This is a genomic window from Bacteroides congonensis (assembly GCF_900130125.1).
Lineage (GTDB): Bacteria > Bacteroidota > Bacteroidia > Bacteroidales > Bacteroidaceae > Bacteroides > Bacteroides congonensis.
The window spans coordinates 1827071-1852904 of the sequence record NZ_FQXY01000011.1; the positions used below are offsets into that span (position 1 = coordinate 1827071).

Sequence of the window (25834 nt, forward strand, 5' to 3'; positions counted from 1 at the left end):
AATACTTAATCCGAATGATTAAGATGCGAGTTGTTAAGAAAATACAACCCGATGGAGATTACCCAAAAGCAGTCTCTTTTGTAATTAACGCACCTTTGAAAGAGTGGCGCATCCGATTGTGGTGTGTCACCCATTTCAAAGATGAATGTGGGTCAGGCGATGAGTCTGATTGGGAACGGTTATTGGACTATCTTACTCATTGAGTAGCCACATTAATTAATCAACATATTTATGATTCAAGTAACAATTAAAAACGATAGGAATGAGAATTTGGAAGATGCCACATTCTCATTAAGTGTAGAGAATATGCCGATAAAATCAGCTAAAGTAGTAGCCGAAAAGCTTCCTGCTATGATACAGAAAGCTTTTCGGGATTATTCAGATTGTAAAGTCGGGTTTAATCGAGATAAAAAGAGAGATAATGAATGAATTTTTCTATGAGTGATTTGAGCTTGTTGCAATCATCATTGTAATAATGATCTAAAAAACCTGAATCAAATCGAGGTCGAGGTTCTGACATCATTTTTTTGTAAAATGGCATTTCTTGGTCAAAAGCATGTACAAGATTGATGAAATCATCTTGTACTTCTTTGAATTTGCATGAATATACATCATTTGTTCCTGGAGTACTATCTTTATAGCTTTTGGGCGCTATCTTGTTAGAATCAACCAATTCTTTAAATGTTGCTCGTATGCTTTCAAGGTTAGAAAGTATATCTTCTGCGTGTTTTTTGTAAAATTCAGCTCTCATATTACTTAATTTTTGATTATACACCCCAAAGTTAAGTAAATCCTCCGAATAAAGCGTGATGCTGCCGATCGAATTGGTTCGGGGGAGCTTTTATTTTAAAATTAATCAGTATGGAAAAAGAAATAGAAAGACGCAGTATAATCAATGTTTTGCGAAACATGGACGTTGGTGCAATAGAAGTATTTCCTATCATTCAAAAAACGTCTGTTACTTACACTTTAAATGCTCGGCTTTATAAAGAAAAAGCTGAAGGAATGGTTTGGAAAACAAAGTCAGACGTAAAAAATATGCAGTTTATAGTAACTAGAATTGCGTAACTACCTTGTTTGTTGAGATGATTAGAGGTGAAATGGCTGAAATATTGCTAGATAATATTCTCCGTCTGTTTTCTACAGAGACATTTGGAAAAGATAAGTCTGCGTATTATGTAGGTGGGGAAAAGAAATTGATGAATCTTATAGAAGCGGGTAAGATTGAAAGTGATAAGCCCACTAATGTTCAAAATGGCAAATGGCATTGTAATGCTGCTCAAGTATTACTGCATTGCCGATGTGCGAGAAGGAAAGTCAAATCTAAAAAGCGGAAGAGATGAAAAAAATAAAATTCATTCATAACATTTTTACAGTAGTTGCCATATTGGTAGCTATGTATATAGGTGGGGGAATCGAAGCTACGCGAAGTGATATCGCTTGGTCATATCTCATATTCATTATAACTGTTGTACTATTGGCTGTGAGATTCGAATATGAGGAAAGGGGAAGAATATAAAAGTAGCCTGTGAAGGTTTGCATTGCTTAATTTTAGTATTTGTCATGTTTATTTAGCCCGGTTCGCCGGGCATCTGCCGGGGTAGTTCAGTTGGTTAGAGCACATGTTTTTACATGAGGTCAGCGGTTCGAATCCGTTTCCCGGCTCAACTCAATCAGAGTTAAGTAACCCGTGAGGGGGAAAATTATGTTTGTATCAATAACAATCAATCAATGTAGCCAGAATCGTCTGGCTACGAATTGAAGGAATGGCGGAATTGGTAGACGCAAGTATGCAGATAGATTGAAGAAAGTCATACATAGGTAATCTATCATCCCGGTTCGAGTCCGGGTTCCTTCACAGAGAATTTTTCTTTTTATGTTTAACTAATGTTGCCAGCGAAAAGGACGCTGTAGGGTTAAAGCCCCTGTTATTTGAGTTTTAATTGTTCTATACTATTCCGGTGTGCTTTGAACGGCTATCCGGAAGCAAGAAGCTCGTGAGAGTGCTATTTTATAGTTAATGTCGTGTTTTATTTTGTGTTTGTGTTCTAAGTGAATGGTTCGTGAGAATAGTTCACTTAAAACGGATGGCTGGTGTAATTGGCAGCATACGCAGGTATGCGTGATGTGGGTTCGAGCCCCACGCCATTCACATTTCTGATCCTATTAAATTATAGTAGTTCATGAGTTATGTTTTGTGTTTGTGATTGGGGTGTATGGTCTGTGAAGATAGTGCACCTTTTTAATTAATCGGGCGGATATGTATATCGTTGGTTGAAACTGCGGTGAGGTGCACCAATATTCCGTGAGACCGGTTCGACTCCGGTTCCGTCCACTAGCATTTACATTATGTATAAATCAGGGAGCCGTACACCCTTCAAGCGTAGCCGTTCCATAAGGTACATTGGATTATTCATTTTCTTATTTTTCTGCCTGTACAATACCGTACAGGCAGTTTTTAACTACCTGAAAATGGCGTTAAAATGGCGAAGTTTCTGTTTGCTAAACTTGTCAATAACGATTACCTTTACTGATGTAATAAACTAAAAGTCAAACCATTAATTCAGAATTATGAAAGAATTAGTAACCATTCAGCAAAAGCTGAAAGCCCCGAAAGGGCAATTTAATAAGTTCGGTAGTTACAAATACCGTAGTTGTGAGGATATTCTTGAGTCAGTGAAACCTATTCTGACTGAAACAAAGTGTTCGTTAACTCTCAGTGATGAGATGGTGCCAGTAGGCAATAGAATTTATGTAAAAGCAACTGCCACTTTAACCAACGAAAAAGGGGAAAAAGAAATAGTGACTGCTTTTGCGAGAGAAGAGGAAACAAAGAAGGGAATGGATGGCAGCCAAATTACCGGAGCCTCATCTTCTTATGCAAGAAAGTATGCTCTTAACGGTCTATTTTGCATTGATGATACAAAAGACAGTGATGCAACTAACACTCACGATAAAGAAGATGCACAACAGCCTGCAAAAACACCGGTTAGTATGAAGAATCCAGTTTATACTGATGCCCAACTGAAAAAGTCTATTGCTGACATGCTTGCTGTCAAAAGCAGAGCTGAACTTGAAAAAGTATGGTATGGTAATCCGGCTATGCAAAATGATAAAGAGTTTGTAAATGCTTGTATGGAAATGGGCAAAATTTATCCTGCATCATGATAGAGTTGGTTAAATCGAGTGTGGTTTTCTCAGAAGAGAACCACACATATTTTCTTGGTGAAAAGCAACTGAAAGGTATTACCGGAATGATAAGCCGGCAACTATTTCCCAATAAGTATAGGAATATTCCAGAATGCATATTGAAAAAAGCTGCTGAAAAAGGCAGTCGTATTCATGGACAATGCCAGTTTGCTGATGTTACAGGATTACCACCCGAGAGTATTGAAGCTATTAATTATATCAGGGAAAGAGTAAATGCCGGATATAAGGCTTTTGCCAATGAGTACACTGTTTCAGACAATGAATATTTTGCATCGAATATTGATTGTGTTTGGGAAAAGGACGAGAAAATCAGTCTTGGCGACATCAAGACTACTGCAAGCCTTGACCGTGAGTATTTGAGTTGGCAGTTATCAATTTATGCCTATTTGTTTGAACTTCAAAATCCACTAATTAAAGTTGATAAATTGTTTGGAATTTGGCTACGAGGTGATAAATCTGAATTGGTTGAGATTGAGCGTAAACCGGATGCAGAGGTTAAGAGATTACTGGAGTGTGAGATTAAAGGTGAACAGTTCTTACCTAATGCTCCTGTTCCAGCCGATGAGAAGCAGCTTATTCCTATGCAATTAGTAAATACTATTATTGATATAGAGGAACAGGCGAGTTATATCGCTGAAGTGCAGAAAGGTTATAAGGAACAGCTTAAAAGTGCCATGCGTGAGAACGGTGTTAAATCATGGGACGCCGGTCGGTTGCGTGTTAGCTATACTCCCTCTTCAACGGGTAAGAGTTTTGATGCAAAGAAGTTTCAGGAAGATCACCCGGAACTATATTCTCAATATTTAAAAACATCAACTAAAGCGGATAGTATTCGTGTAACTATAAGGGAGGAAGGAAAATGAGTGTTAATAAAGTAATTCTTATAGGGCGTGCCGGTAAAGACCCGGATGTGAGAACATTGGACGGTGGAGCGAAAGTAGCTTCTTTATCTTTTGCCACAACAGATAAGGCGTACACCTTACAAAATGGAACCCAGGTGCCGGAACGTACAGAATGGCATAATCTTATTTTTTGGAATAAGACTGCTGAAATAGTTGAGAAGTACGTCCATAAAGGAGATAAGTTGTATATAGAAGGTAAGTTACGCACTCGTAACTATGACGATAGCAAAGGAGTTAAACGTTACATAACTGAAGTCTTTGTTGATAGTATCGAGATGCTTACACCGAAAGTTCAGCAACAGGCTGCTCCTGTACCACCACCGTTACCAACGCAACAGCCTACACAGAGACAGCAACAACAAGTACAGCAGCCTGCATATCAGCAACAGCCATATCAACAGGTATCACCGCCTGATGATTTACCATTCTAAATATGGCAGAAGCTATTCTAACAAAACAAAACGGGGTAGTCACAATGGATAAGTCGTTTGGCTACCTCTGTTCCACGCTCAAAAATGGAACTTACACTGTAAGCATCAAGAGAAAGGTAGAACCGCGTACCCTGTCGCAGAATGCGCTCATGTGGCTGTGGTTTGCCTGTATTGAGAGGGAGACAGGCACGGATAAGTTAGATGTTCATGATTACTATTGCCGGAAGTTTCTTCCACGGCAAATATGTATGAATGGAAATATTGTTTCGGTTGTTGGAAGTACTTCTAAACTGAATACGATCCAAATGAAAACTTTCATGGATAAGGTTCAGGCTGATGCTGCCACCGAATTAGGAATCAATTTGCCATTGCCTGTTGACCAGTACTATAAAGATTTTATTAATGAATACCTGCATAGGTAAGTATTAACTCAAAGTTTAATTAAAATGGATTTGAATATTTCAAAAGCAAAATTGACCAAAAAGGGATGTCTTGAAGTGGTCTATGCAGACAAGGAAGGAAACGATATTGTTTTTAAGGGGATTAATCCTGTTCATCCGGATTTGAAGGATTCGCTAAACAAGCTCATACCCTACATTGTCGATATTACAGAACAGAAAGAATCCCAGTACATTAATTGGGAACGTCCAGAGTCATGTCTTGAAGATGAGTTCTTCAAAAAGTTCAATGTAACCGGCGTTAGCATTGGTGGTGATTCTTCTTTTGAGGTTTGTGTGTTGACAGGTAAGCGAACCCTTATGACGAGCAAAGTCCTTAATCTTTGTTCTCCTGGTATTGGTTTCGATCCGGACAATGAATCGTATGTGCATTGTGAGGAGTTTCGTGATGCTGTTTATAATTTCTTGTATGAAGCAGAGCTTTATGTTACAGAGAATAAATGTTCGGAGATTCAAAGGGAATTTGAATTTAAAGATGGTGAGGACCCGTTTGACAAGGTTGATGAAGCTGCTGATGCAATGAATGAAGATGGTGAAGATAACGGGATATGTTCAACAGTTGAACATCATGAATTAGTATTAGAACCTGCTTCATGAAACCAATTTATGTGACTAAGACGCCCAATCTGTACCGGATTCAGTTCGAGTATCACCCAAAGTTGGTCGAGGTCATAAAGATGATACCAAGTAAGCCACGCTATGACGGAACAGACCGGGCGTGGCTTGTTAGTATCAATGATACGCGTTATCCTATTGGACGTGATGCGAATTGGTATGTGAGAGCTTTTGCGCAATGGGCTGTTCAGATGCGTTATTGTTCTACTGTCAAGGAACGTGAGGTAACTGAAGATATTAATTATGATATTCCTCCGATGAAACCTTTTGTCGGTGAACACTATATGTTGCTTCAACCTTACGAGTATCAACTTGAAGGAGTACAGTATGCAATAGAGCACAAACGCTGTTTTTTCGGTGACCAGCCCGGATTAGGTAAAACATTGCAAGCCATATGTGCAGTTGTTAAAGCACATAAGGAAGCGCCCATTTATGGTGAGTCTTTTCCAGTACTTGTAATTTGCCCTGCTGCGTTGAAAGTAAACTGGCAGCGTGAGTTTAAGAAGTTCGCAGGTATGAATTCGATTATCCTTGATGACAGAAACCGACAGTCCTGGCAATCATTTTATGAGTGTAAAAAGTCTGATGGCAGCCCACTTTGTGAGGTGTTCATTACTAATTATGAATCGCTTAATAAATTTTTTGTAAAAGCTGTAAATAAGGAATCCAAGCTTACAATGAAAAGTATTGCTTTCGATCAGCGTGTCTCTCTGTTTAGGTCTGTTATCATTGACGAATCTCATAAATGCAAATCAAGTAAAACTCAACAGAGCAAATATGTTGAAGGTATCTGCAAAGGTAAACGTTATATATTCGCATTGACCGGTACTCCTGTTGTTAACAATAATACAGACTTGCTACAACAGCTAAAAATATTAGGTCGATTAGAGGATTTTGGAGGTTATAGCCGGTATGTTGAAAGATATTGTGATGGTCCCAAACAGGCATCCAACGTTAAAGAGCTGAATTGGCGACTATGGAATACTTGCTTCTTTCGTCGTGAGAAGTCAAAGGTGCTTACACAACTTCCGGACAAGACTCGTCAATACTTGACAGTTGATATCACTACCACCAAAGAGTATAAGGCTGCCGAGGCTGATATGGTAAAATACTTGAAGAAGTACAAGAACGCTTCGGATGAACAAGTGCAGAAATCAATGAATGGTGCCGTTATGGTGCAGATGCAGCTTTTAAAGCAGATATCTGCCAGAGGTAAAATCAAGGCTGTTTGTGAATTTGTCCATGATGTTATCGACGGTGGTGAGAAGCTGATACTTTTCGGTTACTTGAAAGAAGTTGTAGCAGAACTGAAAAAGGAATTTCCTAAAGCTGTTACTGTAACGGGTTCCGATAGTGTCAACCAAAAGCAATATGCCGTTGACTCTTTCCAAAATAATCCGGATTGTAAACTGATTATTCTGAATTTCAAATCGGGCGGTACCGGGCTTACTTTGACTGCTGCCAGTCGTGTTGCTTTTATAGAGTTCCCTTGGACTTTCAGTGATTGCGAACAGGCAGAAGATAGAGCACACCGTAACGGTCAAAAGAACAATGTTAACTGCTATTACTTCTTAGGTAAGGATACTATTGACAAGTATATGTATGATGTGATTCAAACAAAGAAGAACATTGCTAACGGTGTAACCGGAACGGATGACCAAGTAGAAGAGAATATGGTGAATCTTGCAATGGACTTGTTTAGGGATAAATTATGAAGCCATTTAGATTAGTTATAATTGGGCAGAGAACTCATATTCAGGAATACAAGAAAGAAATGTTGTTCGGTCCTGAATGGGAAACCATAATATCCTTTGTCGGTTGCAGGAACAGGTGTAAACAAATCGTTGACCTTCTAAATGAATGTGCTACGATTTCAAAAAACAAGCAGAAAAATGACTGAAGAAGATATTCGTAAATTGGAGGTGAAATATTCTGAAACCAAGATACAACACATTTGTGTAACTTGGTTCAGAGAAACGTTTCCCAATGTCGGCCCTCTACTCTTTGCTATACCAAACGGCGGCGTCAGGACAAAGAAAAGCGGTGCTATGCGTAAATATGAAGGTGCCATCGCTGGTGTTGCTGACTTGATTCTGCTTTTTCCTCGCGGTGGTAAGAGCAGTCTTTGCATAGAGATGAAAACTCCACATGTAAAAGGTAAACGTGCCGGAACGCAGTCTGATGAGCAAAAAGAGTGGCAGGCCTTAGTTGAGAAATATGGTAGTGTATATGTCGTTTGTCATGGGTTGATTGAGTTCATTAATAGCGTTTGCTATTATCTGAAAGCCGACCCTCAACCTTATATAAACAATGTCTTACGGAATTATTATAAATTGATATGACTTATATTGAACTTATCAATAGGTTTTGGGAACTTGACGAAAGCTGGCAATTTTCCTGCTGTGAAACGAGGCTTTATTTTTACTTGCTAAAAATTGCGAATCGTTTAGGCTGGGAGGATAACTGGACACGTAGTGATACAAAGGTGTCATCTGACGTGGGAGTGTCTGTAAAAGTATTCAAGTCCGCCCGAAATAGATTAGTTCAAGCAGGTCTTATTGAATGTAAACAAGGCAATGGAAGAGGCAATAAATCAACGTATTCTATCAAAGGTGTACAAAAAGGTATGCAAAATATACCACCTTTACGGCATCCTTTAGGGACACCTTTAGGGTACCCTTTAGGGACACCTTTTCAAGAAAGCTCCCCCATACCCCCTAAAGAAGAATATAAGACAGAGACAAAGACAAAGAAAGAACCCCCTAAAGGGGGTAAGAAAGAAAGTAGCTCTGGCGAGCTTTTCCCACTCTCTAAACCGGAGAAACCTAAAAGAGTCGCAAAAGAATTTATAGCTCCTACGCTTGATGAGGTTATTCAACACTTCATCAAGCAAAATGCTCCGGAACGGTTAGATGACTGGCAAGAGCAAGCAGAAATATTCTTCAATCACTTTGACTCGATAGGGTGGAAGAATGCCAATGGAGTGAAAATAGAGCGGTGGGATTCCAAAGCAAACCTTTGGATACTGGATCGTATTCGTGAAAATCGAAGAAATGAATTAGACCATGACGGAAGAGGAAAAGAATTTATCAAGCAAACTTCAAAATTTGATGGAGAAGGAAGCCGGCAAGCGCAAGCTGACGCTCCAACAGATAGAGAATCTGATACAAAGGCACAAAGAAAGTATTCAGAACGTTTCTGAATATGACTTAACTGATACGCAAGAGTATTACAGTCATTGGAATTTAATTTCTAACCTTGGTACGGATTATACGGAACGGGAGTTTAGAAAATTTGATGTTGATGATAACAACTCTAAACTAATTCAGTTTCTTCTGTACTATTTCAACGGATGTCGGTATGCTCAAAATGTGTTTCCGGAAGAGAATTATAAGGTTCATAAGAATCTTTTGCTTGTTGGTGAACCTGGCACCGGGAAAACAATGTTGATGCAGATTTTTGCAGATTATTTGAAACTCACTTGTAACCCCAATGCTTTTGAAAACTTGTCTGTTACTCAAATGATGAATTATTATAAAATTCACGGGCATATTGACTTGTACACTTACAATGAGAATCAATCCAAAGGATTTAAACCAAATCCCTTTAATATCTGCTTGAATGATATCGGTTTGGAAACGGAAAATCAAAAATCGTATGGTACCAGTCTCGATTCGGTTATTGATGAATTTCTTTATGCCCGGTATGAGATTTTTCAGCAATACGGCAAGAAGTATCATATAACATCGAATCTTGGCATAGCCGAATTTAAGAAACGTTTTGGGCCAAGATTAGTGGATCGTTTTAAAACGTTTAATGTTCTCCCCCTGTGTGGCGAGAGTCGTAGAATATAGCTACTATGAAAGTTACAATTTACTGGGTTACTAAAGATTCGGATAAAATTGCTCGTATCAGAGAGCGTTTCGGTATTGGAACGTATCGAAGTGTGAACGGTGAAACGCCTGCTGAAATACGAGAAGAAGATATGGAACTTCTTCGGGAAACTGAAAGAAGAGGATTTATTCAAATACGTAATAAGCCCGCATGAAAATGGCGTTAAAATGGCGGAGTTTCTGTTTGCATAACTTGTCATTTTACGATAACTTTACTGATGTAATGAATTAAAAGTCAAACCAATATAATTAAATTATGGAAGTACAAAACATTAGAATTGACCTTATTAGTCCTTCTCCTTTGAATCCGAGAAAGACTTTTGATGAAGCAGCTCTTGAAGAGCTCGCAAGCAACATTGAAAAGCAAGGCTTATTGCAGCCTATCACCGTCAGGGTAGCCAAATCCGAAGATTTTACTGACTTAGAGACTGGCGGTGTTACGACAATTCCCTGTTCGTATGAAATTGTTTGCGGTGAGCGTCGTTTTCGGGCTGTGTCACTTTTGAAAGCAAAGGAAGATGAAGCGAATGTTGCAAAAATCAAAGCCCATCGAAAAAAGTCGGAAAAATTTCAGACAATATCCTGCATTGTCAGAGAAATGACAGATGATGAGGCTTTTGAAGCGATGATTACCGAGAATCTTCAAAGAAAAGATGTTGATCCCATCGAAGAAGCTTTTGCCTTTGCGCAGTTGACTGAGAAAGGACGGACTTTGGAAGATATTGCTCTTAAATTTGGAAAGTCTACTCGTTTTGTCTTTGACCGTATAAAGCTAAACGGTCTTATCCCGGAACTGAAAGAACGTGTAAGAAATGGAGACATACCATTATCCGGTGCTATGATTCTTTCAAAACTTGACGAAGAAACTCAAAAGGAGTTCAATGAGGAAGAAGATGAACAATGCACGACATCTATGATACGTGACTATGTTAGTAATTCCTTTTTAGAACTGGATAAAGCGGATTGGATTAAAGAAGACGCTGACAATTGGGAAAATGGCGAATTTAAGCAGTGCTCTCAATGTGAATCTAATACCTGTAATCATGGTTGTTTGTTCTATGAGATGAATAATAAGAATGCTCGCTGTATCAATGCTGCCTGTTTTTATAGAAAGCGGATTGCATATGTAATCCGAAAGATTCTGCTTGAGAGTGAGAATCTTGTTAAAGTAGGTGAACCTTTTTCATTCGGAAAAACTGTTATTGTAGCAAAAGCAGAATATTATTGGAGTGATGAAAGAAAAGCACAATATGAAAGTGCTTTAGAAGCCGTAAAGCAACTTGGATTTGAAGTAGTTAATCCAGATGAGGTGTTTAGGAGTTTATGTTATTATAGTGCTGATGATGAACGGACACTAAAAATGCTTGATGAAGGTGAAATTTATCGCTGTATCTCATTCTTTGGTAATTATAATCCAGAATTTAATATAAAATTCTATTACACAAAGAAAGAACTGGTTTCTAGTACTGCCGCTGTTGCCGATCTAAAAGAGATAGAAAGGGAAAAAATAAACGCCCAATTAAAAAGAGCGAAGGATATAGTCAAGGAGAAGTCTGCTGAAGAAATGCGCAAGTGGGCGCAAGAGAAAACATATTATCAGAGAACAAAAGAATTCTCTGAAAATGAACAACTTGTTTTTGATGTGCTGGTTCTTAGCGGTTGTAGCAGTACTTATCTTGAAAAACTGAATTTGAAAAAATGGAATGGTGAGAGTGATTTTGTAAATTATGTCAAGAACAACCAAGCTGACCGACACCAATGGTATAGAGCCTTTATTGCTGAATGCTTATCATCGAATAATGTGAATTTCTACTCCTATTTGCAAAAGTGTCAGAAAATCCTTTTTGCAGAACAATATCCGGATGATTTCAAAGCGCTCTCTAAGAAACTTGCGGATTCATATGATAAGAAAGAAAAGAAGCTCAAAGAAAGACTGAAAGAACTAAATAACGATAACACAGAGGAAGCCTAGTGGTTTCCTCTCTTTATTGACGCACTTATGAAAACGTGGACTGACGAACAACTTGCTATACTTGACAGTGAGTACCCGACTGCTGATTTAAAAGAACTTGCTAGGCGTCTTGATAAAACACTTAGTGCTGTTAAAACAAAGGCCTTGATTCGAAAACTTAGGCGCTCTCCGAGAATCTCGTTTTGGAATAGTGAGAGACTTGATAAATTGAAAAAGTTGTATCCCAATCATACTAATGAGGAAATAGCACAGATATTAGGTATCACTTATTCTGCTGTAAATGGAATTGCATTTAAATTACGGCTCTTTAAATCTAAAGAATTTAAATTTCAATGCGCTTCTAAAAGCTTCTTTCCCAAAGGCCACCAACCGATGAACAAGGGACGTAAGCAAACGGAATATATGTCAGAGGAACAATTAGCAAAAACGAAAGCTACTCGATTTAAGAAAGGACATATCCCAAAAAATCATAAACCAGTCGGTTATGAACGCATAACTCGTGACGGTTACATTGAAGTGAAAACTGCCGAACCGAATGTCTTTGAACTTAAACATCGGCTTGTATGGATTGAGCATAATGGAGAAATCCCCCCTGGTTATAATATTCAGTTTAAGGATGGCAACAGGCAAAACGTTTCCATTGAGAACCTTTACATGATTAGTCGTTCTGAACAATTAAAAAAAGAGAATTCTTTGTATGCCCGATATCCGGAAGATGTTCAGTACCTAATCAAGCTAAAAGGAGCTTTGAATAGACAAATTAATAAAGCAACAAAAAAGAATGAATCATGACTGATGGAGCAATAGATAGATTGAAAGAAATGGTTAATAAACCATTCCTTTATCAGAATGAAGAAGTTGTAATTCTCAATTACTGTGACGGTACCGGTGATGATGGTACCGAAGTTGAGATATACTTGAATAATGGCAAAGTGTTAGTGTTTAGTATGTTTGATTTGGCTTCCAAGTTGAACCGTTTCCGGCCAATAACAAATACTGTTGTCGTGTTGGCAAATGAACGGTTGAATAAGGTGTCTACAGTGAACCCTACCATTTTACAAGATTTGAGGAATTTGGTTCTTCAACAAATTAAGGATGTGAAAGAAGATCCTAGTAAAGTGAGCCAAGCAAAACAAGTTTTCCAAGGGGTTAATACCGTAATCAATCTTGCCAAAACAGAATTGGAATACAGGAAGTATTTGGATACAACAGACCCTCAAAATAAATAATTAGTATGCTGATAGATAAAGAATATGTTCATTGGTTTCACATCAGAGACCAACCTAATAGAATCGTGTGAGATTATTCATAGTCTAACAATTTAACCCGATCGATATGATAACATTGAATAGGTTTGCCCAGAGATGCTTGAATATCATGAGGAAACGCTTTAAGATGAATGAGCATAGCTCAAGAAAAGCGTTTAGCATAAGAATTGAAGCCGTTTGGAGAAAATTCGATATTGCTTCTAAATATAGGAGTGATAATCTTCCTAAATATTCGGAAGATGAAGAATTAGCAGCCGAGATGATAATTTACCTTGTTGCCTATTTAAAAAGATTTGGTTGTGAGGACATTGAACAGCTTATCAAAGATAAGATAGAGTTCGATGATAGAAAAAATGATTAGGTGTTGTTACTGACTGTTTGTGTTGTTGATTTTGTGTTGTTGATTTTAATATAGTTAGTTATGACAGAGATTATTCAAGTCTGCCTACTTGATTTTAATAAGGGGCAGCTCACGGGATTGCCGAAAAATCCACGTTTTTTTCGTGATTACCGCTTTGAAGCGATGAAGAAAAGCATTCAGGATTCACCAGAGATGCTTGAGCTTCGAGAACTTATAGTTTTTCCCTACAATGATGGCAGATATATTGTTGTTTGTGGTAATTTACGTTTGCGAGCTTGCAAGGAGTTAGGTTATAAAGAACTGCCTTGTAAAATTCTGGCACCTGATACCCCCGTTAAGAAGTTGAGGGAATATGCCACTAAAGATAATGTCAATTTTGGTGAGAATGATTTGGACGTTATGGAAAACGAGTGGAATAAGGCGGAACTCCAAGATTGGGGCATCGAATTTGCCCCGGAGAAGAAAGAGGATGAATTTAAAGAGCGCTTCGATGCCATCACGGATGATACAGCCATTTATCCTCTCATTCCAAAGTATGACGAAAAACATGAGTTGTTTATCATCACCTCAAGTAATGAGGTAGATAGTAATTGGCTTCGTGAAAGGCTGGATATGCAGCACATGAAGTCGTACAAGACCGGGAAAGTAAGTAAGAGTAATGTAATCGACATAAAAGACGTTCGCCATGCCTTGCAAAATAGTAATACCAAGTCATAAGCGCCATGACCGGGTGTTCGCTAAAAAGTTGGTGAACGATCCTATCATTTGCGTTGCTGAAAGTCAAGCTGACTTGTACCAGCAGTTTAACCCGGAATGTGAAATAGTTACTCATCCGGACGATGTAATCGGCCTCATCCCTAAACGTAATTGGATGGCGAAACATTTTGGTGAGCTCTTCATGCTCGATGATGATGTCCATGCCTGTAAACCTATTTATGCGGAAAAAGGAGAACCTAGCCGGATAAAGGATAAAGATAAGATAACTAACATCATTCAGTCATTATATGAAATGGCCAGTATGATGGATGTTCATCTGTTTGGCTTCACCGCTCGAATATCGCCGGTTATGTATGATGAATCCGCTTTTCTTTCTCTTTCGAAAATGATAACCGGTTGTAGCTATGGAGTAATCTATAACAAAAACACCTGGTGGAACGAGGAAATACGTTTGAAGGAAGATTTTTGGATTTCTTGTTATATGAAGTACAAAGAGCGTAAGGTTTTAACCGATTTGCGGTATAATTTTGAGCAAAAGAACACTTTTGTAAACGCTGGTGGGCTTGCTTCTATAAGGAATCAGGAAGAGGAACGTAAATCTATCCTCTTTATCAAAAAGAATTTTGGTGATAGTATTTTGCTAAAGAGTGCAACCACTAATGGGAAAGACAAAACAAAGCAGCTCGTTCAATATAATATATCATGCAAATTCAAATTCTAATAGTCTGTAAAAAAGGCGTTTAAATGGCGTCCATTCTGTTTGTCATATTCGCCTTTTTTAGCTAACTTTACTGATGTAATAAACTAAAAGTCAAACCATTAAATTAGAATTATGATTATAAGAACAGTTTGCGGATATGATTTCTTTGAGGTGAGTTCTGCAATGCAGAAAGCCATTAGGCGAGCCGACACCGGGGTAGCCGGCTTTTTTGCATTGGAACTTTGGGCGAGTGGGTACCGCGACTATGTGTGGAAGCGTCTGTTTACCATTAGTGCTGAAGATTGCTATGGAATCATTACTAAAGAGATAGAAGCATTGTGGCAGGGGCATGAGCTGGTAAACAAGACTGCTACTGAACCCAAAGGGAGGATATTTGTTAGTAAAGCTGTTATTCTCCTTTGTGAATGTAGAAAGAATCGTGATGCGGATCATTTGCAAAACTTCATCTATGATAGAAAGGATATTGATATAGAAAAGTGGATAAATGATGTCAGGCGTTATCCTATTCCTATTCCAGATTACACTTTCGATGTACATACACGAAAGGGTAAAAAAAATGGGAGAACCAAAGAAGAATTCTTTCAGGAAGAATACAAGGCGTTACAACCTCGTGTTCCTGGTTTATTCGATGATTTGGTTCAACCCAGTCAACCAAAGTTATTTAATGATGAAACCACGGCTAAGTAGCTGTGGTTTCTCATTTTTCATATAAGTCAAACCAATTTAATTAAAAAAAAATGAACACGTATTACAAATTTGCGCCAAATGTATTTTTGGCAAAGTGTGATGAGAAGCACGAAAAAGGTGAAACTATTGAGGTTACCACCAAGTATGGTAAGGAGAACGAAAGTATAGTATTTAACCTAATCTTCGAGAAAGATGGGTTTTACTATTACTCTATCGTTAGAGCTGACGGCTTTAATGTTCAAGAATGGGCTAAGCAAAGAGCGGAACGCAGGCATGAATGGGCGTCATCGGCAGTACAAAAAAGTAATGAGTATTTTCAGAAATCAAATAAACATCGCGATTTCCTTTCTTTGGGTGAGCCTATCAAAGTTGGACACCATAGCGAACGAGGACATCGCAAAATGATAGATGATGCCTGGAATAACATGGGGAAAAGCGTTGAGTTTAGCGATAAGGCTGCCGAACATGAAAGAGTTGCGAAGTATTGGGAAAAAAGGGCTAATACGATAAACTTGTCCATGCCGGAAAGTATAGATTTCTACGAACATAAGTTGGAACAAGCAAAAGAATATCATGAAGGATTGAAGTCCGGCAAATATCCACGTAGCCACTCTTACACTCTCACTTATGCAAAAAAAGAAGTGAATGAGTTGCAAAAGAAATACGAACTTGCAGTAAAGCTGTGGGGCGATGTTTACTAATCTGTAGTATCTCAAATAATTTACTATGAGAGAATTATCAAAAGAAACCTCATTACAAAGGGTAATGAGGGCTTCAGGTCGTGTACCTGTACAATGCTCATGCAGTGTTTGTAAACAACAATGTCATACGCCATGTTTAGGTACTCCTGATGATATTGAACGAATTATTGATGCAGGTTATGCCGACAGGTTAGCGCTGACGAACTGGGCTGCTGGTATATTCTTAGGGGTTATTAATATTGCTATTCCGATGATTCAGCCCGTTGCTAGTAAGGAGTATTGTGCTTTTTTCGAGAATGGACTGTGTATCTTACATGATAAGGGTTTGAAGCCCACTGAAGGACGTTTGTCTCATCACACTGTCAGGAAGGATAACTTCAATCCTGCTATGAGTATTGCTTGGAACGTTGCAAAAGAATGGCTGATGCCGGAGAATGAGGATGTACTTTCTCGTGTAGTAAATAAATTCTTGAATGCGAGGAAGCCATGAATGTGTGTCAATCAATACCTCGTAGAGATTGTAAAGTGTTTGCTAAATGTGGAGCAAAATCCTTATCACATTGCCGGCGGCACCGCGAAACTGATGAGAAGTGTAAAAGTTGTACTCTAATTCGTCGTAAGCCGCGTAATCGGATTATAGATGATTCAGGACGTGAAATGAAAAAATGTACCCATTGCGGAAATTACTTCTACTTGAACCGGTTCTACAATCGTATAGTGGTGAGAAAAGGTAAGGAATATCATTTGTTGACTTCCTGGTGCCGTATGTGTATGTCACAGATTAATAATCAGAGGGCAAAGAAGAAAAAGTGACTTGTCTATTAAATTTTTTGTATGAAATATTATGCTTCAGTCAGCTTTGGAAAGGATTCCTTGGCAATGCTTTTCATGCTAATAGATAAAGGATATCAGTTGGATGAAGTCGTTTTCTATGATACAGGTATGGAATTTCAGGCAATCTATAACACTCGTGATGCTGTTCTTCCAATTCTTAAAAAACTTGGCATTAAATATACAGAACTGCATCCGGAGCAACCTTTTCTTTGGACAATGTTTGAAAGGCCGGTTAAGAAAAGAGGGACCAATATTATCCATAAAAAAGGATATAGTTGGTGTGGGGGAACATGCCGGTGGGGAACGAGTGAAAAACTTCATGCGTTGAAAGCTCACACAAAAGACGGAATTGATTATGTCGGTATTGCTGCCGATGAGATCCATCGCTTTGAAAAGGAAAAACGACCAAATCGGGTTTTACCACTTCGTGATTGGGGCATTACTGAAGCAGATGCACTCCAGTATTGTTACACAAAAGGCTTTGTTTGGCATGAGGATGGAGTAAGGCTATATGAGCTACTTGATCGTGTGAGTTGCTGGTGTTGTGGAAATAAGAACTTGAAGGAGTTGAAGAATATGTATTTGTACCTTCCATGGTATTGGAAAAAGCTGAAAGAACTTCAGTTAAATACCGATAGGCCCTATCGGCGTAATAGTGGAGAAACCATTTTTGATTTAGAGGAAAGATTTAAACGTGAAATGCAATAGAAAGAGTTATTATGATTCCCATATATGTAAATGGAAAAGATTATTATAATCGAGAAGAAGCACTTGCTGCTTGGTTCGAGGAATGGTTAATGAAACAAGACTTTGAGCAAGACCTTATTGACCGGGAGAAAGAGCTTGAATATCGAAGAACCCATCCAGATTGGGATATTCCCTACGTAATGTATGGAGTTCGTAAAAAACACAAGTCTATTAAGAAGAATGAAATAGCTGTGTTTTATGACTTGTTACCGAGACAAAAGCGTGCTCGTACTGCTGAAACGCACTGGTACAAAGTGCTATACAAGAGAAAGGCTACACCTGAAGAAGTAGCGTCACTCAAGGCAGGAGAATACACTCATAGATATTTGGTATATTCCCTGTTTATTGAGAAGAGGATGACTCTTGACAAGGCTTTGTCCCTTATAGTTGCCGATGACAAGTTGTTAGGCATTACTGATAATACCATCTCTGAAATTGTAACAGCCTTTGAGACTTTCTTTAGCCGTAAGTTTAGAATTTATAAACCCGAATTTACAACCCAACTTAGTTTATTTACGTAATATGAAAACAACAATTATTTCATGTGTGATTTTGTTTGTGTTCCTGTTATATGTAGGACACTTTTCTATAACAATCAAGCCGTTCACAGTCCAACTTCCATACTGGCATCGTTCGCTCGGACTGTTTTTGTTGTTCCTCTCTTTTATAGTGTATAATGCCGGTGAACATGCAAAAGGCTACCTTGATGGATTAAGAGAGAGTGAGAGAATAATACTTGAATTGTTGAAGAAAAAGACCGAGTAAAATGGCGTTAAAATGGCGAAGTTTCTGTTTGCTAAATTTGTCAATAACGATTACCTTTATAGACGTAAAGCATTAAAAGTCAATCAACATGAAGAGGAATGAAAAAATAGAAAAATTAGAAAGACTAGGTATTTTCAATCAATGGAAATATAATACAGAAAGAGCAAATGAGACATTTAATATTGAATGTCCTGACTTCTCAATGACAAATGAAGAGCGGATGAACAATTTGTTAGATGTTGATTGCTGTTTTCATCGGTTTCTAGCTATTTCATTCCCTTTTAATGGTACTCCTGAAGGCGTTGCTTTTTGGGAGAATATTGCAAAAAAATAATCGAACTTAATTGAATTGAAATTATGAGTAAAAAAGATTTAATAGAGCAGAACATCACAAGAGTTCAAGAATATGTGAGGGAACTTATTGAAGATGCAAAGTGTAATAATGGTGTTTCGGAAACTCTTGAATCTACTTCAATAATTGTAGGTAATAGTGATGATATCTATGATTTTGCAATTTTATTTGCTTCTAATAGTGAATGTGTTTATTGTGAATTCATAAATGGTAAAATAGAGTACATTGATTGTGAACTAGATTGTGAAATATGCCAATTTGAAGGAAGAATAATTTTTCAATATATAAACGGAAAATTTCATAATCCTGATAGTCAAATTATCGAACTATCAAAGTTGCTGATGAAAGGCGAATTAAGAGACACAAAAAGTATCTTTTGTTCTATGGTACTTCGATTAATGGATACTGAAGAATACAGTAACAATTATTGTAAATCTTTGGACTTAGTTCTGAGACTGTTTCCTGAAATAGATGGAGAATTATTAGAAAAGGAATTGGATAAATATATTTAAGCAATACAAAAAGGAATCATTATGAAAGAATATGTTTTAACTAAAATACGTGATACTTTGTACGGTAAGATACCCAATGAAGAAATTTCGACAGTAATTGATTCGGTATCTTTCTGCCTAAAGAATTATGATATAATGGCAAAGGAAACGTCCGTTGTAGTATATGATAATTCCGATTCTCAAATTATCAGTAAATTCTTCATAGCCAAAGCCGTGGAAGGATTATGCCAAAGTTCATTAGACTATTATCGTGTCATTTTAAGAGCGTTTATCTTACATGTAGGAAAACATATCAAGGAAATCGTTACCGATGATGTCCGTGTCTATTTAGCCTATAAGAAGATTAATAAATGTAGTGATAATACTCTTAACAACATTCGAAGAACTTTGAGCAGCTTCTTTACTTGGTGCACAGAAGAAGGTGTACTTGATAGGAATCCAATGCTTAGAATCAAGGGAGTGCGACAAGTGAAGAAATTGAAGAAGCCATTAAGTGAGGATGATATGGAGAGATTAAGGTCTTTGGCTAGGACAAAAAGGAATAAGGCTATAATCGAATTCTTGTTTTCCACCGGCTGTCGCGTATCCGAAATGGTAAATGTGAATCTCGGTGATGTAGATTGGCAAAATGGGCAGATTGATGTACTTGGAAAAGGGCGTAAGTACCGAACTGTTTACTTGTCTGCTCGCTGTAAAATAGCTCTTCAGGAATATGTTGATTCAAGAACAGATGATTTAGAAGCCCTATTTTTATCTGATTATGAGGGAATGTGCCAGCAGATAAAAGATATGAATAAACTATCCCGGATATCCAAGGGAGCAGTTGAAATCATGCTAAGGAATCTAGGGAAAAAGGCGGGTATATCCAATGTACATCCACATAGACTTAGGAGAACAGCGGCAACTACAGCCCTAAAACGAGGAATGCCAATAGAACAGGTACAGAAGATGCTAGGTCATGAAAGCATTGAGACAACTACTATTTATGCACAATCAACCAATGACGAAGTTAAATTAGCCCATGAAAAATATATTATCTGACATAAATGTAATGTTGAACATAACAGACAGTTATCAGGCACCGGAACGGATAATGAATCTTTTGTTTGGAGAGGAAAAAGAACGAATCAAGGTATTCAAAGACTTTTTGGATTACTTCAAATGTGATGTTAGTTACGACTGGTTCCATGAATATTTTGAAAACGAACACGCTGATAGGAAGAATAACAAGCAGGATTTTACTCCTAAATGTCTTTCAACTTTGGTTTCTAAATTATTAGGTTCTGATACGGGTGTAACCTATGAGCCAACAGCCGGAACAGGCGGAATGCTCATTTCAAATTGGTACAATCACCGGAATAGTATCAGCTTCTTAGATTACAAACCTAACGATCATTTGATAGTATGCGGTGAATTATCCGACAAAACAGTGCCTTTTCTTCTTTTCAATTTGGCTATAAGGGGAATATCCGGAATAGTATTTCATGGTGATACATTAAGAAACGATTATAAGGCAGCGTATATATTAACTAATAAATTCAATTCACCTTGTGACTTTTCAACAGTTACAAGGTGGAAATAACCTTCAAAACAGAATAGTAATGAGCATAAAGATAACGAAACGTGCATACACGAAGCTAATCAAAGAGGATTTGGATTGGCTTAATAAAGAATGCCCTGCTGGACTGGAGAAAGACCATATAGAGGCTGTATTGCGTAAATCTATTGATTTACTATATCCAAGAGATGAAAATTTTAAAGTAAGATGCCCTTATTGTGGCTCTACAAAGGTTATCATGTTTGACGCAGATAACGACATGTGTAATAAATGTGGGAAGTATTTCCCCAGTAAATAACCTTCATAACAAGATAGATATGAATTTTAAATCATTGGTAGCTCAATTAGCAAATCGCATCAATCAGCCGCATGTGGTTGAAACATATATGCGTAAAGTTTTTGCGTCTGGTGTTGAGTGGCAGAAAAAGCAATCTCCTTGGATAAGTGTAAAAGAGCAATTACCTGAAACCAACGATGGACAATCTTTATATGAGGTTGTCGTAGTTACTTCCGATAGAAGATTCTTAGTTGTAGTTAATATAGAAGTAGAACATCTTGTTAGGCTTTTAGGAGTCACCCATTGGATGAATATACCGCAATTTAATGAATAGGACTAATATGAAGTATATCTGTATAAAAGAGTGTTGCGCATTAGATGTGCAACAACTCATTCTCAAACAAATGTTTCGTGTTGGCCAAGTATATGAATTTGCGGAAAAGCCAGACAAGAAGTTTTTTAGAAAAGTGAATACATTAAATTATAAAGAATGAAAGAACTAGAAATTGCTGCCCAAGAAGAATTAATGCATAGCTATTCATCTTCTACCGTAATTATTAGCACATACGGAGAATCTGCGAGAATAGAAAAATGTGAACCGTTCTTTTTCAGCCAAGAAGCAATGATTAATATGTTTCGAAAAGGTGCAGAATGGCAGGCAAAGCAAAATCCATGGCGTAATTTCAAAGATGAATACCCGAAACCAAACTCCCATATTCTACGAAAAATGACTCACACTGATTGTCAAGCCTACGGTAAGACAATATATTATGCTGATTTTTGGGGTGAAGATAGACCGGATAAATGGGAACAGGATAACGATAAAGTAGTCTATGAATGGCAATATATTAACAAATAATATAAGAAATGAAAGCAATAACAATAAAACAACCGTGGGCCTCTTTGATAGTTCACGGTTTTAAAAACATCGAGAACCGTACCTGGGCGTGTCCATGGAAATACATAGGGCATAGAGTGTTAATCCATGCAAGTGGGAAACCTGTAGAAATGAGAAATCCCAATAGTGTATTTACAAAAGCTCAATGGGATAGTCTGCCTGTTGAGTTTCAACGAAAAATAATATGCGCAGAGGGCATTGTCAATTCTGCTATCATTGGAAGTGTAGAAATAATTGGATGCTCTATTAATCATCCTTCTAAATGGGCAGAGAAATCCGATGATAGTAAAGGCTATTATGAAAATCCTATTTATAACTGGGTACTAGCTAATCCTATATTATTTCCAGAGCCGATACCGGCTAAAGGGAAATTGTCATTTTGGGAGTATCCCAATATCAATTCAGAGGACGATATCTGCTTGTGTAATTTGGTCGTAAATGAAAGGAATCAAGTCGTTAGCTATGGAGAGTATGACCGATGTGTATACTGTGGTAGTAAATGGAGTAAATAACAATAGTACAGAATAATAGTAACATAATAGTTAGATATGAATTATACTGTCAATATCTTCTTCATTGTCAACATACATTTTGATGTATTTTCTTAATAAGGTTGGATTATTGACACATTCATCTGTTTTAATTATTTGGAGATTATTCAATCCATATAAAGATGTCAAATTCCAATTTGTCATTTCTTGTAGTGAGCGTTTTATCTCAATTTCTGATTTTGCGTCTTTAGTGAATATTGTAATATTCTTCTTTTGAGGATTAGTGGATGAAGATTGTCTTTCAAAAAAGGCTTTAAAATATTGGCTGTCATTTATGCCTAATGAATGCCCAAATATTGTAATATCATCAGCATCCATTAAATCATATACCATAGCAGGAGGATTATATTGAGAATCAAATGATTTTTGTATGAAGTCATAGTTATGAGCAATTTTATCATCTCTTGTTCCTAATATAATATTTTCATCTAAGATACATCCATGTACATAGTTTATTGTATCATTAAATTCCATTGCAAAACTGGAATTAGGAGTTACTTCACTAAAACTTGTGTAGTTAAAAGAATATATTACAATTTGATCATTTGATTTATTCGGTATAAAGACTCTTGCGACAATTGCAGCTATAGAATTTTCGTTAATAGCTTCTTGCTGTACTTTTATGAGATATTGTATTAATCCATCTTTTATGAGCTGTAAGGCTTTTTTGTCTCGTTCAATAGGAGAATTTAATATATCTTCATGGGACAAACGGAGGTAATAATCAAATTGTGGCATCCATAATATATCTTTATTTAATAGTTTGTTTACTGTTTTGGCATTGGCTTGTATAAATGAATTGTACTTAGAGATTGGCCCATTGGTTTGAATCAGATTTAAGATTTCTTTCTCCTTGTCGTTGTATAGGTCTATTATTTGCCCATTATTGTTTTTGATTCTTATATAATAATTGTATAACTCATTCTCCAAATCATACCATTTTACAGCATCTAAATTATCGTTCCATTTGTCATTTAAATGTTTGATTAAAGGAGATGGGTAGTCTTTGGGACAAAATTCGGATTGGCAAAAGTCCTTGTATGAAGTCTTTCTGCCTAAACAAAGGTCAAATCCGTTACCTATTATCAGAACTCTTTTTCTGTCTTTATTCATATTGCAAAGGTAAGGAAAGATTGTAATAATAAGAACTGAAATTTATATAATTGTTGAACCTTTGGTGTATTGTTTATTCGATACACCTTTATTTTTTTGTGATGATGAGAAAAATGATTGTAACCGGTAGTGAGGGGTTTATAGGCAAAGCCCTTTGCTGCGAATTGACAAAAAGAGGGGTTGAAGTCATAGGACTTGATCGAAAGTCTGGTACTGAAGCCACAAAAGTATGTGAGCTCCTGAAAAATGGGGGTATTGATTGTGTGTTCCATTTGGCGGCGCAAACTAGTGTGTTTAATGGAAACCTGGAACAAATCAGGAAGGATAACATTGATACTTTCATGCGAGTAGCTGATGCATGTAACCAGTATCATGTGAAGTTAGTATACGCCAGTTCGTCAACGGCGAATCCGGAGAATACCACTTCCATGTATGGAATAAGCAAGTATTTCGATGAACAGTATGCATCTATCTATTGTAAGGCTGCGACCGGGTGCCGGCTGCATAATGTATATGGACCTAATCCGCGAAAAAGAACTCTTCTCTGGTTCCTGATAGAAAAGGAAAACGTGTCTTTATACAATTGTGGTCAGAATATCCGGTGCTTCACTTACATAGATGATGTCGTCGAAGGGCTTATTTATGCGGTGGGCTGTAACCGGCAGCTTATCAATATTTGTAACGTCCAACCTGTGACTACTATGTATTTTGCTTCTTTAGTAAAATACTACAAACCGCTTGAAATTGAGCTAATTAATGAAAAACGGGATTTTGACAATTTGGAGCAGTCGGTGAACCGGGATATCTATTTAGTACCTTTGTCTTATACGTCAGTCGAGGACGGAGTAAAAAAAGTATTCGCAGTGCGGAGAGAGGATAATTCTCAAAAAAATGCGGGGGCGGAGAAATAGAAATCCTATTAGTGTACAACCATTCTAATTTATTCCTGCATGTTGAGTAACTATCATTGTTTCTTCATGCAGGAATTTAATAATTTGAAGCTATGAGTAGAGAGAATGTATTAACATTGAAACAAGAGAAGTTCTGTCAATATTACGTTGATATTGATGGCAACGCAAGTGAAGCATACCGGATGGCTTACGACTGCACTAAGATGAAGCAGGAGAGCGTTTGGCGCAATGCTCATGCCCTTATGCAGAACATCAAGGTTACATCAAGGATAAAAGAGATAAGAGAAAAGAGGGCGAAAGAATCTGAAGTTAAACGTGAAACAGTTGAACGTGTGCTGATGGATATCATAACTTCTGATCCTAATGACTTGTATATTGTCGATGAGCTAACAGGTAAGGTAAAGATGAAAAGTCCTTCGCAGCTTCCAAAGCGTACACGCAATGCATTGAAGAAGATTCAGAATAAGAGAGGAGAAGTTGTCTATGAGTTCAACGGTAAAACAGAAGCCGCTCGCTTGCTTGGTGCCTGGAATGGATGGGAAGCCGATAAGAATGTCAACATCAAAGGTGGAGACGGAAATAAAGTCGGTGAACTTCGTATCGGATTTGAAGATAATGAGAATTCGGAAGAATAGAACAATTTGAACTGCAAAATCCGGTATTCATTCTACGGAGAAACCTTACTTTTAGAACAATATGGTTATAAATTATAAGAAGCTAAATCCTAACGGATTCTATCTATTGAAGTACTTGAATGATGAGACTATCCGTTTTATCATTCTCTATGGAGGTTCATCTTCCGGTAAATCGTATAGTGTGGCACAAACCATACTGATACAGACATTACAGGATGGTGAAAACACTCTTGTCATGCGTAAGGTAGGAGCTTCTATTCTCAAAACCATTTATGAAGATTATAAGGTCGCTGCGATCGGTCTTGGCATCTCCCATTTGTTCAAATTTCAACAGAATACTATTAAATGTCTGGTAAATGGTGCGAAGATAGATTTCTCCGGTCTTGACGATCCGGAGAAAATAAAAGGTATCTCTAACTATAAGCGAGTTCAGTTAGAGGAATGGTCAGAGTTCGAGCATCCGGATTTCAAGCAGCTACGTAAGCGTTTGCGTGGTAAGAAAGGGCAGCAGATTATTTGTACCTTTAACCCGATCAGTGAAAGCCATTGGATAAAGAAAGAGTTTATTGATAAAGATAAATGGCATGATGTACCGATGACTGTTACCATTGCCGGCAAAGAATTGCCGCAAACAATTGATAGACGGATTCATTTGTCTAAAAATCAGTAAATTACGATGCTGTGTTAAAATGTTTTTTTATTTTAGTGAATTGAACATAAAAAAATCCAACTACCATTTCTGATA

At 37.4% G+C, this 25834-nt stretch carries 38 protein-coding genes, 4 tRNA genes and 1 pseudogene; 41 read left to right on the forward strand and 2 right to left on the reverse strand.

What is annotated here, in order from left to right; all coding sequences use genetic code 11:
* The first annotated feature begins 14 nt into the window (after positions 1-14).
* Positions 15-203 carry a hypothetical protein gene (locus tag BQ7997_RS24680; RefSeq protein WP_139260976.1) on the forward strand — a complete coding sequence of 63 codons (189 nt, stop codon included), beginning with the start codon at positions 15-17 and terminating at the stop codon, positions 201-203.
* A gap of 194 nt (positions 204-397) precedes the next feature.
* Here the strand turns inward: BQ7997_RS24680 and BQ7997_RS24690 are convergent, their stop codons facing one another.
* Positions 398-751, reverse strand: coding sequence for a hypothetical protein (locus BQ7997_RS24690; RefSeq protein ID WP_032851135.1), 354 nt, complete (start codon positions 749-751; stop codon positions 398-400).
* 110 nt (positions 752-861) lie between these two features.
* Between BQ7997_RS24690 and BQ7997_RS24695 the strand changes: the two genes are divergently transcribed.
* The 37 genes from BQ7997_RS24695 (at position 862) to BQ7997_RS24870 (ending at position 22391) form a co-directional block, all read left to right on the forward strand.
* The gene (locus BQ7997_RS24695; protein WP_073348407.1) at positions 862-1068 is read left to right on the forward strand and encodes a hypothetical protein; all 207 of its coding nucleotides are present in this window, start codon (positions 862-864) and stop codon (positions 1066-1068) included.
* A gap of 17 nt (positions 1069-1085) precedes the next feature.
* Positions 1086-1343 (forward strand): hypothetical protein, encoded by a 258-nt coding sequence (locus BQ7997_RS24700; RefSeq protein ID WP_073348408.1) that lies wholly within the window; start codon positions 1086-1088, stop codon positions 1341-1343.
* Between the two features lie 251 nt (positions 1344-1594).
* Positions 1595-1665 (forward strand) — tRNA-OTHER (locus tag BQ7997_RS24710).
* A gap of 95 nt (positions 1666-1760) precedes the next feature.
* Positions 1761-1858, forward strand: a tRNA-OTHER gene (locus BQ7997_RS25575).
* Between the two features lie 227 nt (positions 1859-2085).
* A tRNA-OTHER gene (locus BQ7997_RS25580) sits at positions 2086-2152 on the forward strand.
* 100 nt (positions 2153-2252) lie between these two features.
* Positions 2253-2335, forward strand: a tRNA-OTHER gene (locus BQ7997_RS25585).
* A gap of 236 nt (positions 2336-2571) precedes the next feature.
* A complete protein-coding gene (locus tag BQ7997_RS24715) occupies positions 2572-3168 on the forward strand; it encodes an ERF family protein (protein ID WP_073348409.1) in 597 nt (198 codons plus the stop codon).
* Positions 3165-4073, forward strand: coding sequence for a hypothetical protein (locus BQ7997_RS24720; protein WP_073348410.1), 909 nt, complete (start codon positions 3165-3167; stop codon positions 4071-4073). The genes BQ7997_RS24715 and BQ7997_RS24720 overlap by 4 nt, the downstream gene beginning before the upstream one ends.
* Complete coding sequence (locus tag BQ7997_RS24725; RefSeq protein WP_008775943.1) at positions 4070-4543, forward strand: single-stranded DNA-binding protein; 474 nt, start codon at positions 4070-4072, stop codon at positions 4541-4543. Before BQ7997_RS24720 ends, BQ7997_RS24725 begins: the two co-directional genes overlap by 4 nt.
* Before the next feature lie 2 nt (positions 4544-4545).
* Positions 4546-4965: a NinB/YbcN family protein gene (locus tag BQ7997_RS24730; RefSeq protein ID WP_073348411.1), complete on the forward strand. Its 420-nt coding sequence runs from the start codon at positions 4546-4548 to the stop codon at positions 4963-4965.
* A gap of 24 nt (positions 4966-4989) precedes the next feature.
* The gene (locus BQ7997_RS24735) at positions 4990-5598 is read left to right on the forward strand and encodes a hypothetical protein (protein ID WP_004311529.1); all 609 of its coding nucleotides are present in this window, start codon (positions 4990-4992) and stop codon (positions 5596-5598) included.
* On the forward strand, positions 5595-7331 hold the full coding sequence (locus BQ7997_RS24740; protein WP_073348412.1) for a DEAD/DEAH box helicase: 1737 nt from the start codon (positions 5595-5597) through the stop codon (positions 7329-7331). The genes BQ7997_RS24735 and BQ7997_RS24740 overlap by 4 nt, the downstream gene beginning before the upstream one ends.
* 177 nt (positions 7332-7508) lie before the next feature.
* Complete coding sequence (locus tag BQ7997_RS24750; protein WP_008775940.1) at positions 7509-7958, forward strand: VRR-NUC domain-containing protein; 450 nt, start codon at positions 7509-7511, stop codon at positions 7956-7958.
* Positions 7955-8818, forward strand: a complete 864-nt coding sequence (locus BQ7997_RS24755; protein WP_073348413.1) for a hypothetical protein — start codon at positions 7955-7957, stop codon at positions 8816-8818. The genes BQ7997_RS24750 and BQ7997_RS24755 overlap by 4 nt, the downstream gene beginning before the upstream one ends.
* A complete protein-coding gene (locus tag BQ7997_RS24760) occupies positions 8727-9470 on the forward strand; it encodes an AAA family ATPase (protein WP_009039409.1) in 744 nt (247 codons plus the stop codon). Before BQ7997_RS24755 ends, BQ7997_RS24760 begins: the two co-directional genes overlap by 92 nt.
* A 5-nt stretch (positions 9471-9475) precedes the next feature.
* Complete coding sequence (locus BQ7997_RS24765; protein WP_073348414.1) at positions 9476-9664, forward strand: hypothetical protein; 189 nt, start codon at positions 9476-9478, stop codon at positions 9662-9664.
* A gap of 101 nt (positions 9665-9765) precedes the next feature.
* The gene (locus BQ7997_RS24770) at positions 9766-11481 is read left to right on the forward strand and encodes a ParB/RepB/Spo0J family partition protein (RefSeq protein WP_073348415.1); all 1716 of its coding nucleotides are present in this window, start codon (positions 9766-9768) and stop codon (positions 11479-11481) included.
* 27 nt (positions 11482-11508) lie between these two features.
* On the forward strand, positions 11509-12273 hold the full coding sequence (locus tag BQ7997_RS24775; RefSeq protein ID WP_073348416.1) for an HNH endonuclease signature motif containing protein: 765 nt from the start codon (positions 11509-11511) through the stop codon (positions 12271-12273).
* The gene (locus tag BQ7997_RS24780) at positions 12270-12710 is read left to right on the forward strand and encodes a hypothetical protein (protein WP_008765972.1); all 441 of its coding nucleotides are present in this window, start codon (positions 12270-12272) and stop codon (positions 12708-12710) included. Before BQ7997_RS24775 ends, BQ7997_RS24780 begins: the two co-directional genes overlap by 4 nt.
* A 106-nt stretch (positions 12711-12816) precedes the next feature.
* Positions 12817-13110 carry a hypothetical protein gene (locus BQ7997_RS24785; RefSeq protein WP_004318818.1) on the forward strand — a complete coding sequence of 98 codons (294 nt, stop codon included), beginning with the start codon at positions 12817-12819 and terminating at the stop codon, positions 13108-13110.
* Between the two features lie 60 nt (positions 13111-13170).
* Positions 13171-13827: a ParB N-terminal domain-containing protein gene (locus BQ7997_RS24790; protein ID WP_004314103.1), complete on the forward strand. Its 657-nt coding sequence runs from the start codon at positions 13171-13173 to the stop codon at positions 13825-13827.
* On the forward strand, positions 13796-14548 hold the full coding sequence (locus BQ7997_RS24795; RefSeq protein WP_073348417.1) for a GREB1-related protein: 753 nt from the start codon (positions 13796-13798) through the stop codon (positions 14546-14548). Before BQ7997_RS24790 ends, BQ7997_RS24795 begins: the two co-directional genes overlap by 32 nt.
* A 111-nt stretch (positions 14549-14659) precedes the next feature.
* On the forward strand, positions 14660-15235 hold the full coding sequence (locus BQ7997_RS24800) for a hypothetical protein (protein ID WP_073348418.1): 576 nt from the start codon (positions 14660-14662) through the stop codon (positions 15233-15235).
* Positions 15236-15285: 50 nt separating this feature from the next.
* The gene (locus tag BQ7997_RS24805) at positions 15286-15936 is read left to right on the forward strand and encodes a DUF3560 domain-containing protein (protein ID WP_073348419.1); all 651 of its coding nucleotides are present in this window, start codon (positions 15286-15288) and stop codon (positions 15934-15936) included.
* A 25-nt stretch (positions 15937-15961) separates the two neighbouring features.
* Positions 15962-16426 (forward strand): hypothetical protein, encoded by a 465-nt coding sequence (locus BQ7997_RS24810; RefSeq protein WP_032856175.1) that lies wholly within the window; start codon positions 15962-15964, stop codon positions 16424-16426.
* Positions 16423-16749: a hypothetical protein gene (locus BQ7997_RS26200; protein WP_008999330.1), complete on the forward strand. Its 327-nt coding sequence runs from the start codon at positions 16423-16425 to the stop codon at positions 16747-16749. Before BQ7997_RS24810 ends, BQ7997_RS26200 begins: the two co-directional genes overlap by 4 nt.
* Positions 16750-16770: 21 nt before the next feature.
* A complete protein-coding gene (locus BQ7997_RS24820; protein WP_073348420.1) occupies positions 16771-17478 on the forward strand; it encodes a phosphoadenosine phosphosulfate reductase domain-containing protein in 708 nt (235 codons plus the stop codon).
* An 11-nt stretch (positions 17479-17489) separates the two neighbouring features.
* Positions 17490-18038 carry a hypothetical protein gene (locus tag BQ7997_RS24825; protein ID WP_073348421.1) on the forward strand — a complete coding sequence of 183 codons (549 nt, stop codon included), beginning with the start codon at positions 17490-17492 and terminating at the stop codon, positions 18036-18038.
* Between the two features lies 1 nt (position 18039).
* Positions 18040-18282: a hypothetical protein gene (locus tag BQ7997_RS24830; protein WP_032849495.1), complete on the forward strand. Its 243-nt coding sequence runs from the start codon at positions 18040-18042 to the stop codon at positions 18280-18282.
* 88 nt (positions 18283-18370) lie between these two features.
* Positions 18371-18616 carry a hypothetical protein gene (locus BQ7997_RS24835; protein ID WP_024986976.1) on the forward strand — a complete coding sequence of 82 codons (246 nt, stop codon included), beginning with the start codon at positions 18371-18373 and terminating at the stop codon, positions 18614-18616.
* 23 nt (positions 18617-18639) lie between these two features.
* Complete coding sequence (locus tag BQ7997_RS24840) at positions 18640-19146, forward strand: hypothetical protein (protein WP_073348422.1); 507 nt, start codon at positions 18640-18642, stop codon at positions 19144-19146.
* 21 nt (positions 19147-19167) lie between these two features.
* The gene (locus BQ7997_RS24845; RefSeq protein ID WP_073348423.1) at positions 19168-20187 is read left to right on the forward strand and encodes a tyrosine-type recombinase/integrase; all 1020 of its coding nucleotides are present in this window, start codon (positions 19168-19170) and stop codon (positions 20185-20187) included.
* Positions 20168-20728, forward strand: coding sequence for an N-6 DNA methylase (locus BQ7997_RS24850; RefSeq protein ID WP_073348424.1), 561 nt, complete (start codon positions 20168-20170; stop codon positions 20726-20728). Before BQ7997_RS24845 ends, BQ7997_RS24850 begins: the two co-directional genes overlap by 20 nt.
* A 19-nt stretch (positions 20729-20747) precedes the next feature.
* Positions 20748-21002 carry a hypothetical protein gene (locus BQ7997_RS24855; RefSeq protein WP_073348425.1) on the forward strand — a complete coding sequence of 85 codons (255 nt, stop codon included), beginning with the start codon at positions 20748-20750 and terminating at the stop codon, positions 21000-21002.
* Between the two features lie 19 nt (positions 21003-21021).
* On the forward strand, positions 21022-21315 hold the full coding sequence (locus tag BQ7997_RS24860; protein ID WP_073348426.1) for a hypothetical protein: 294 nt from the start codon (positions 21022-21024) through the stop codon (positions 21313-21315).
* 156 nt (positions 21316-21471) lie between these two features.
* Positions 21472-21840 (forward strand): hypothetical protein, encoded by a 369-nt coding sequence (locus tag BQ7997_RS24865; protein WP_073348427.1) that lies wholly within the window; start codon positions 21472-21474, stop codon positions 21838-21840.
* 8 nt (positions 21841-21848) lie between these two features.
* On the forward strand, positions 21849-22391 hold the full coding sequence (locus BQ7997_RS24870; protein WP_073348428.1) for an ASCH domain-containing protein: 543 nt from the start codon (positions 21849-21851) through the stop codon (positions 22389-22391).
* A 30-nt stretch (positions 22392-22421) separates the two neighbouring features.
* Here the strand turns inward: BQ7997_RS24870 and BQ7997_RS24875 are convergent, their stop codons facing one another.
* Positions 22422-23543: an AbiH family protein gene (locus BQ7997_RS24875; protein WP_073348429.1), complete on the reverse strand. Its 1122-nt coding sequence runs from the start codon at positions 23541-23543 to the stop codon at positions 22422-22424.
* A 101-nt stretch (positions 23544-23644) separates the two neighbouring features.
* Here BQ7997_RS24875 and BQ7997_RS24880 point away from each other — a divergent pair, with 101 nt between their 5' ends.
* The 3 genes and pseudogenes from BQ7997_RS24880 to BQ7997_RS24890 form a co-directional block, all read left to right on the forward strand.
* Positions 23645-24454: an NAD-dependent epimerase/dehydratase family protein gene (locus BQ7997_RS24880; protein WP_073348551.1), complete on the forward strand. Its 810-nt coding sequence runs from the start codon at positions 23645-23647 to the stop codon at positions 24452-24454.
* A gap of 92 nt (positions 24455-24546) precedes the next feature.
* The gene (locus BQ7997_RS24885) at positions 24547-25089 is read left to right on the forward strand and encodes a terminase small subunit (RefSeq protein ID WP_004314114.1); all 543 of its coding nucleotides are present in this window, start codon (positions 24547-24549) and stop codon (positions 25087-25089) included.
* A gap of 61 nt (positions 25090-25150) precedes the next feature.
* A pseudogene (locus tag BQ7997_RS24890) lies at positions 25151-25753 on the forward strand (PBSX family phage terminase large subunit); the annotation flags it as partial.
* Between the last annotated feature and the right edge of the window lie 81 nt (positions 25754-25834).

Coding starts and splice junctions, on each gene's coding strand:
- BQ7997_RS24695 (WP_073348407.1), top strand. CDS start 862: ATGGAAAAAGAAATAGAAAGACGCAGTATAATCAATGTTTTGCGAAAC.
- BQ7997_RS24740 (WP_073348412.1), top strand. CDS start 5,595: ATGAAACCAATTTATGTGACTAAGACGCCCAATCTGTACCGGATTCAG.
- BQ7997_RS24820 (WP_073348420.1), top strand. CDS start 16,771: ATGAAATATTATGCTTCAGTCAGCTTTGGAAAGGATTCCTTGGCAATG.
- BQ7997_RS24715 (WP_073348409.1), top strand. CDS start 2,572: ATGAAAGAATTAGTAACCATTCAGCAAAAGCTGAAAGCCCCGAAAGGG.
- BQ7997_RS24780 (WP_008765972.1), top strand. CDS start 12,270: ATGACTGATGGAGCAATAGATAGATTGAAAGAAATGGTTAATAAACCA.
- BQ7997_RS24760 (WP_009039409.1), top strand. CDS start 8,727: ATGGAGAAGGAAGCCGGCAAGCGCAAGCTGACGCTCCAACAGATAGAG.
- BQ7997_RS24805 (WP_073348419.1), top strand. CDS start 15,286: ATGAACACGTATTACAAATTTGCGCCAAATGTATTTTTGGCAAAGTGT.
- BQ7997_RS24735 (WP_004311529.1), top strand. CDS start 4,990: ATGGATTTGAATATTTCAAAAGCAAAATTGACCAAAAAGGGATGTCTT.
- BQ7997_RS24765 (WP_073348414.1), top strand. CDS start 9,476: ATGAAAGTTACAATTTACTGGGTTACTAAAGATTCGGATAAAATTGCT.
- BQ7997_RS24775 (WP_073348416.1), top strand. CDS start 11,509: ATGAAAACGTGGACTGACGAACAACTTGCTATACTTGACAGTGAGTAC.
- BQ7997_RS24855 (WP_073348425.1), top strand. CDS start 20,748: ATGAGCATAAAGATAACGAAACGTGCATACACGAAGCTAATCAAAGAG.
- BQ7997_RS24880 (WP_073348551.1), top strand. CDS start 23,645: ATGATGAGAAAAATGATTGTAACCGGTAGTGAGGGGTTTATAGGCAAA.
- BQ7997_RS24755 (WP_073348413.1), top strand. CDS start 7,955: ATGACTTATATTGAACTTATCAATAGGTTTTGGGAACTTGACGAAAGC.
- BQ7997_RS24830 (WP_032849495.1), top strand. CDS start 18,040: ATGAAAACAACAATTATTTCATGTGTGATTTTGTTTGTGTTCCTGTTA.
- BQ7997_RS24825 (WP_073348421.1), top strand. CDS start 17,490: ATGATTCCCATATATGTAAATGGAAAAGATTATTATAATCGAGAAGAA.
- BQ7997_RS24750 (WP_008775940.1), top strand. CDS start 7,509: ATGACTGAAGAAGATATTCGTAAATTGGAGGTGAAATATTCTGAAACC.
- BQ7997_RS24865 (WP_073348427.1), top strand. CDS start 21,472: ATGAAAGAACTAGAAATTGCTGCCCAAGAAGAATTAATGCATAGCTAT.
- BQ7997_RS24850 (WP_073348424.1), top strand. CDS start 20,168: ATGAAAAATATATTATCTGACATAAATGTAATGTTGAACATAACAGAC.
- BQ7997_RS24810 (WP_032856175.1), top strand. CDS start 15,962: ATGAGAGAATTATCAAAAGAAACCTCATTACAAAGGGTAATGAGGGCT.
- BQ7997_RS24720 (WP_073348410.1), top strand. CDS start 3,165: ATGATAGAGTTGGTTAAATCGAGTGTGGTTTTCTCAGAAGAGAACCAC.
- BQ7997_RS24790 (WP_004314103.1), top strand. CDS start 13,171: ATGACAGAGATTATTCAAGTCTGCCTACTTGATTTTAATAAGGGGCAG.
- BQ7997_RS24840 (WP_073348422.1), top strand. CDS start 18,640: ATGAGTAAAAAAGATTTAATAGAGCAGAACATCACAAGAGTTCAAGAA.
- BQ7997_RS24870 (WP_073348428.1), top strand. CDS start 21,849: ATGAAAGCAATAACAATAAAACAACCGTGGGCCTCTTTGATAGTTCAC.
- BQ7997_RS24885 (WP_004314114.1), top strand. CDS start 24,547: ATGAGTAGAGAGAATGTATTAACATTGAAACAAGAGAAGTTCTGTCAA.
- BQ7997_RS24725 (WP_008775943.1), top strand. CDS start 4,070: ATGAGTGTTAATAAAGTAATTCTTATAGGGCGTGCCGGTAAAGACCCG.
- BQ7997_RS24785 (WP_004318818.1), top strand. CDS start 12,817: ATGATAACATTGAATAGGTTTGCCCAGAGATGCTTGAATATCATGAGG.
- BQ7997_RS24690 (WP_032851135.1), bottom strand. CDS start 751: ATGAGAGCTGAATTTTACAAAAAACACGCAGAAGATATACTTTCTAAC.
- BQ7997_RS24770 (WP_073348415.1), top strand. CDS start 9,766: ATGGAAGTACAAAACATTAGAATTGACCTTATTAGTCCTTCTCCTTTG.
- BQ7997_RS24730 (WP_073348411.1), top strand. CDS start 4,546: ATGGCAGAAGCTATTCTAACAAAACAAAACGGGGTAGTCACAATGGAT.
- BQ7997_RS24795 (WP_073348417.1), top strand. CDS start 13,796: ATGCCTTGCAAAATAGTAATACCAAGTCATAAGCGCCATGACCGGGTG.
- BQ7997_RS24845 (WP_073348423.1), top strand. CDS start 19,168: ATGAAAGAATATGTTTTAACTAAAATACGTGATACTTTGTACGGTAAG.
- BQ7997_RS24860 (WP_073348426.1), top strand. CDS start 21,022: ATGAATTTTAAATCATTGGTAGCTCAATTAGCAAATCGCATCAATCAG.
- BQ7997_RS26200 (WP_008999330.1), top strand. CDS start 16,423: ATGAATGTGTGTCAATCAATACCTCGTAGAGATTGTAAAGTGTTTGCT.
- BQ7997_RS24875 (WP_073348429.1), bottom strand. CDS start 23,543: ATGAATAAAGACAGAAAAAGAGTTCTGATAATAGGTAACGGATTTGAC.
- BQ7997_RS24700 (WP_073348408.1), top strand. CDS start 1,086: ATGATTAGAGGTGAAATGGCTGAAATATTGCTAGATAATATTCTCCGT.
- BQ7997_RS24835 (WP_024986976.1), top strand. CDS start 18,371: ATGAAGAGGAATGAAAAAATAGAAAAATTAGAAAGACTAGGTATTTTC.
- BQ7997_RS24800 (WP_073348418.1), top strand. CDS start 14,660: ATGATTATAAGAACAGTTTGCGGATATGATTTCTTTGAGGTGAGTTCT.
- BQ7997_RS24680 (WP_139260976.1), top strand. CDS start 15: ATGATTAAGATGCGAGTTGTTAAGAAAATACAACCCGATGGAGATTAC.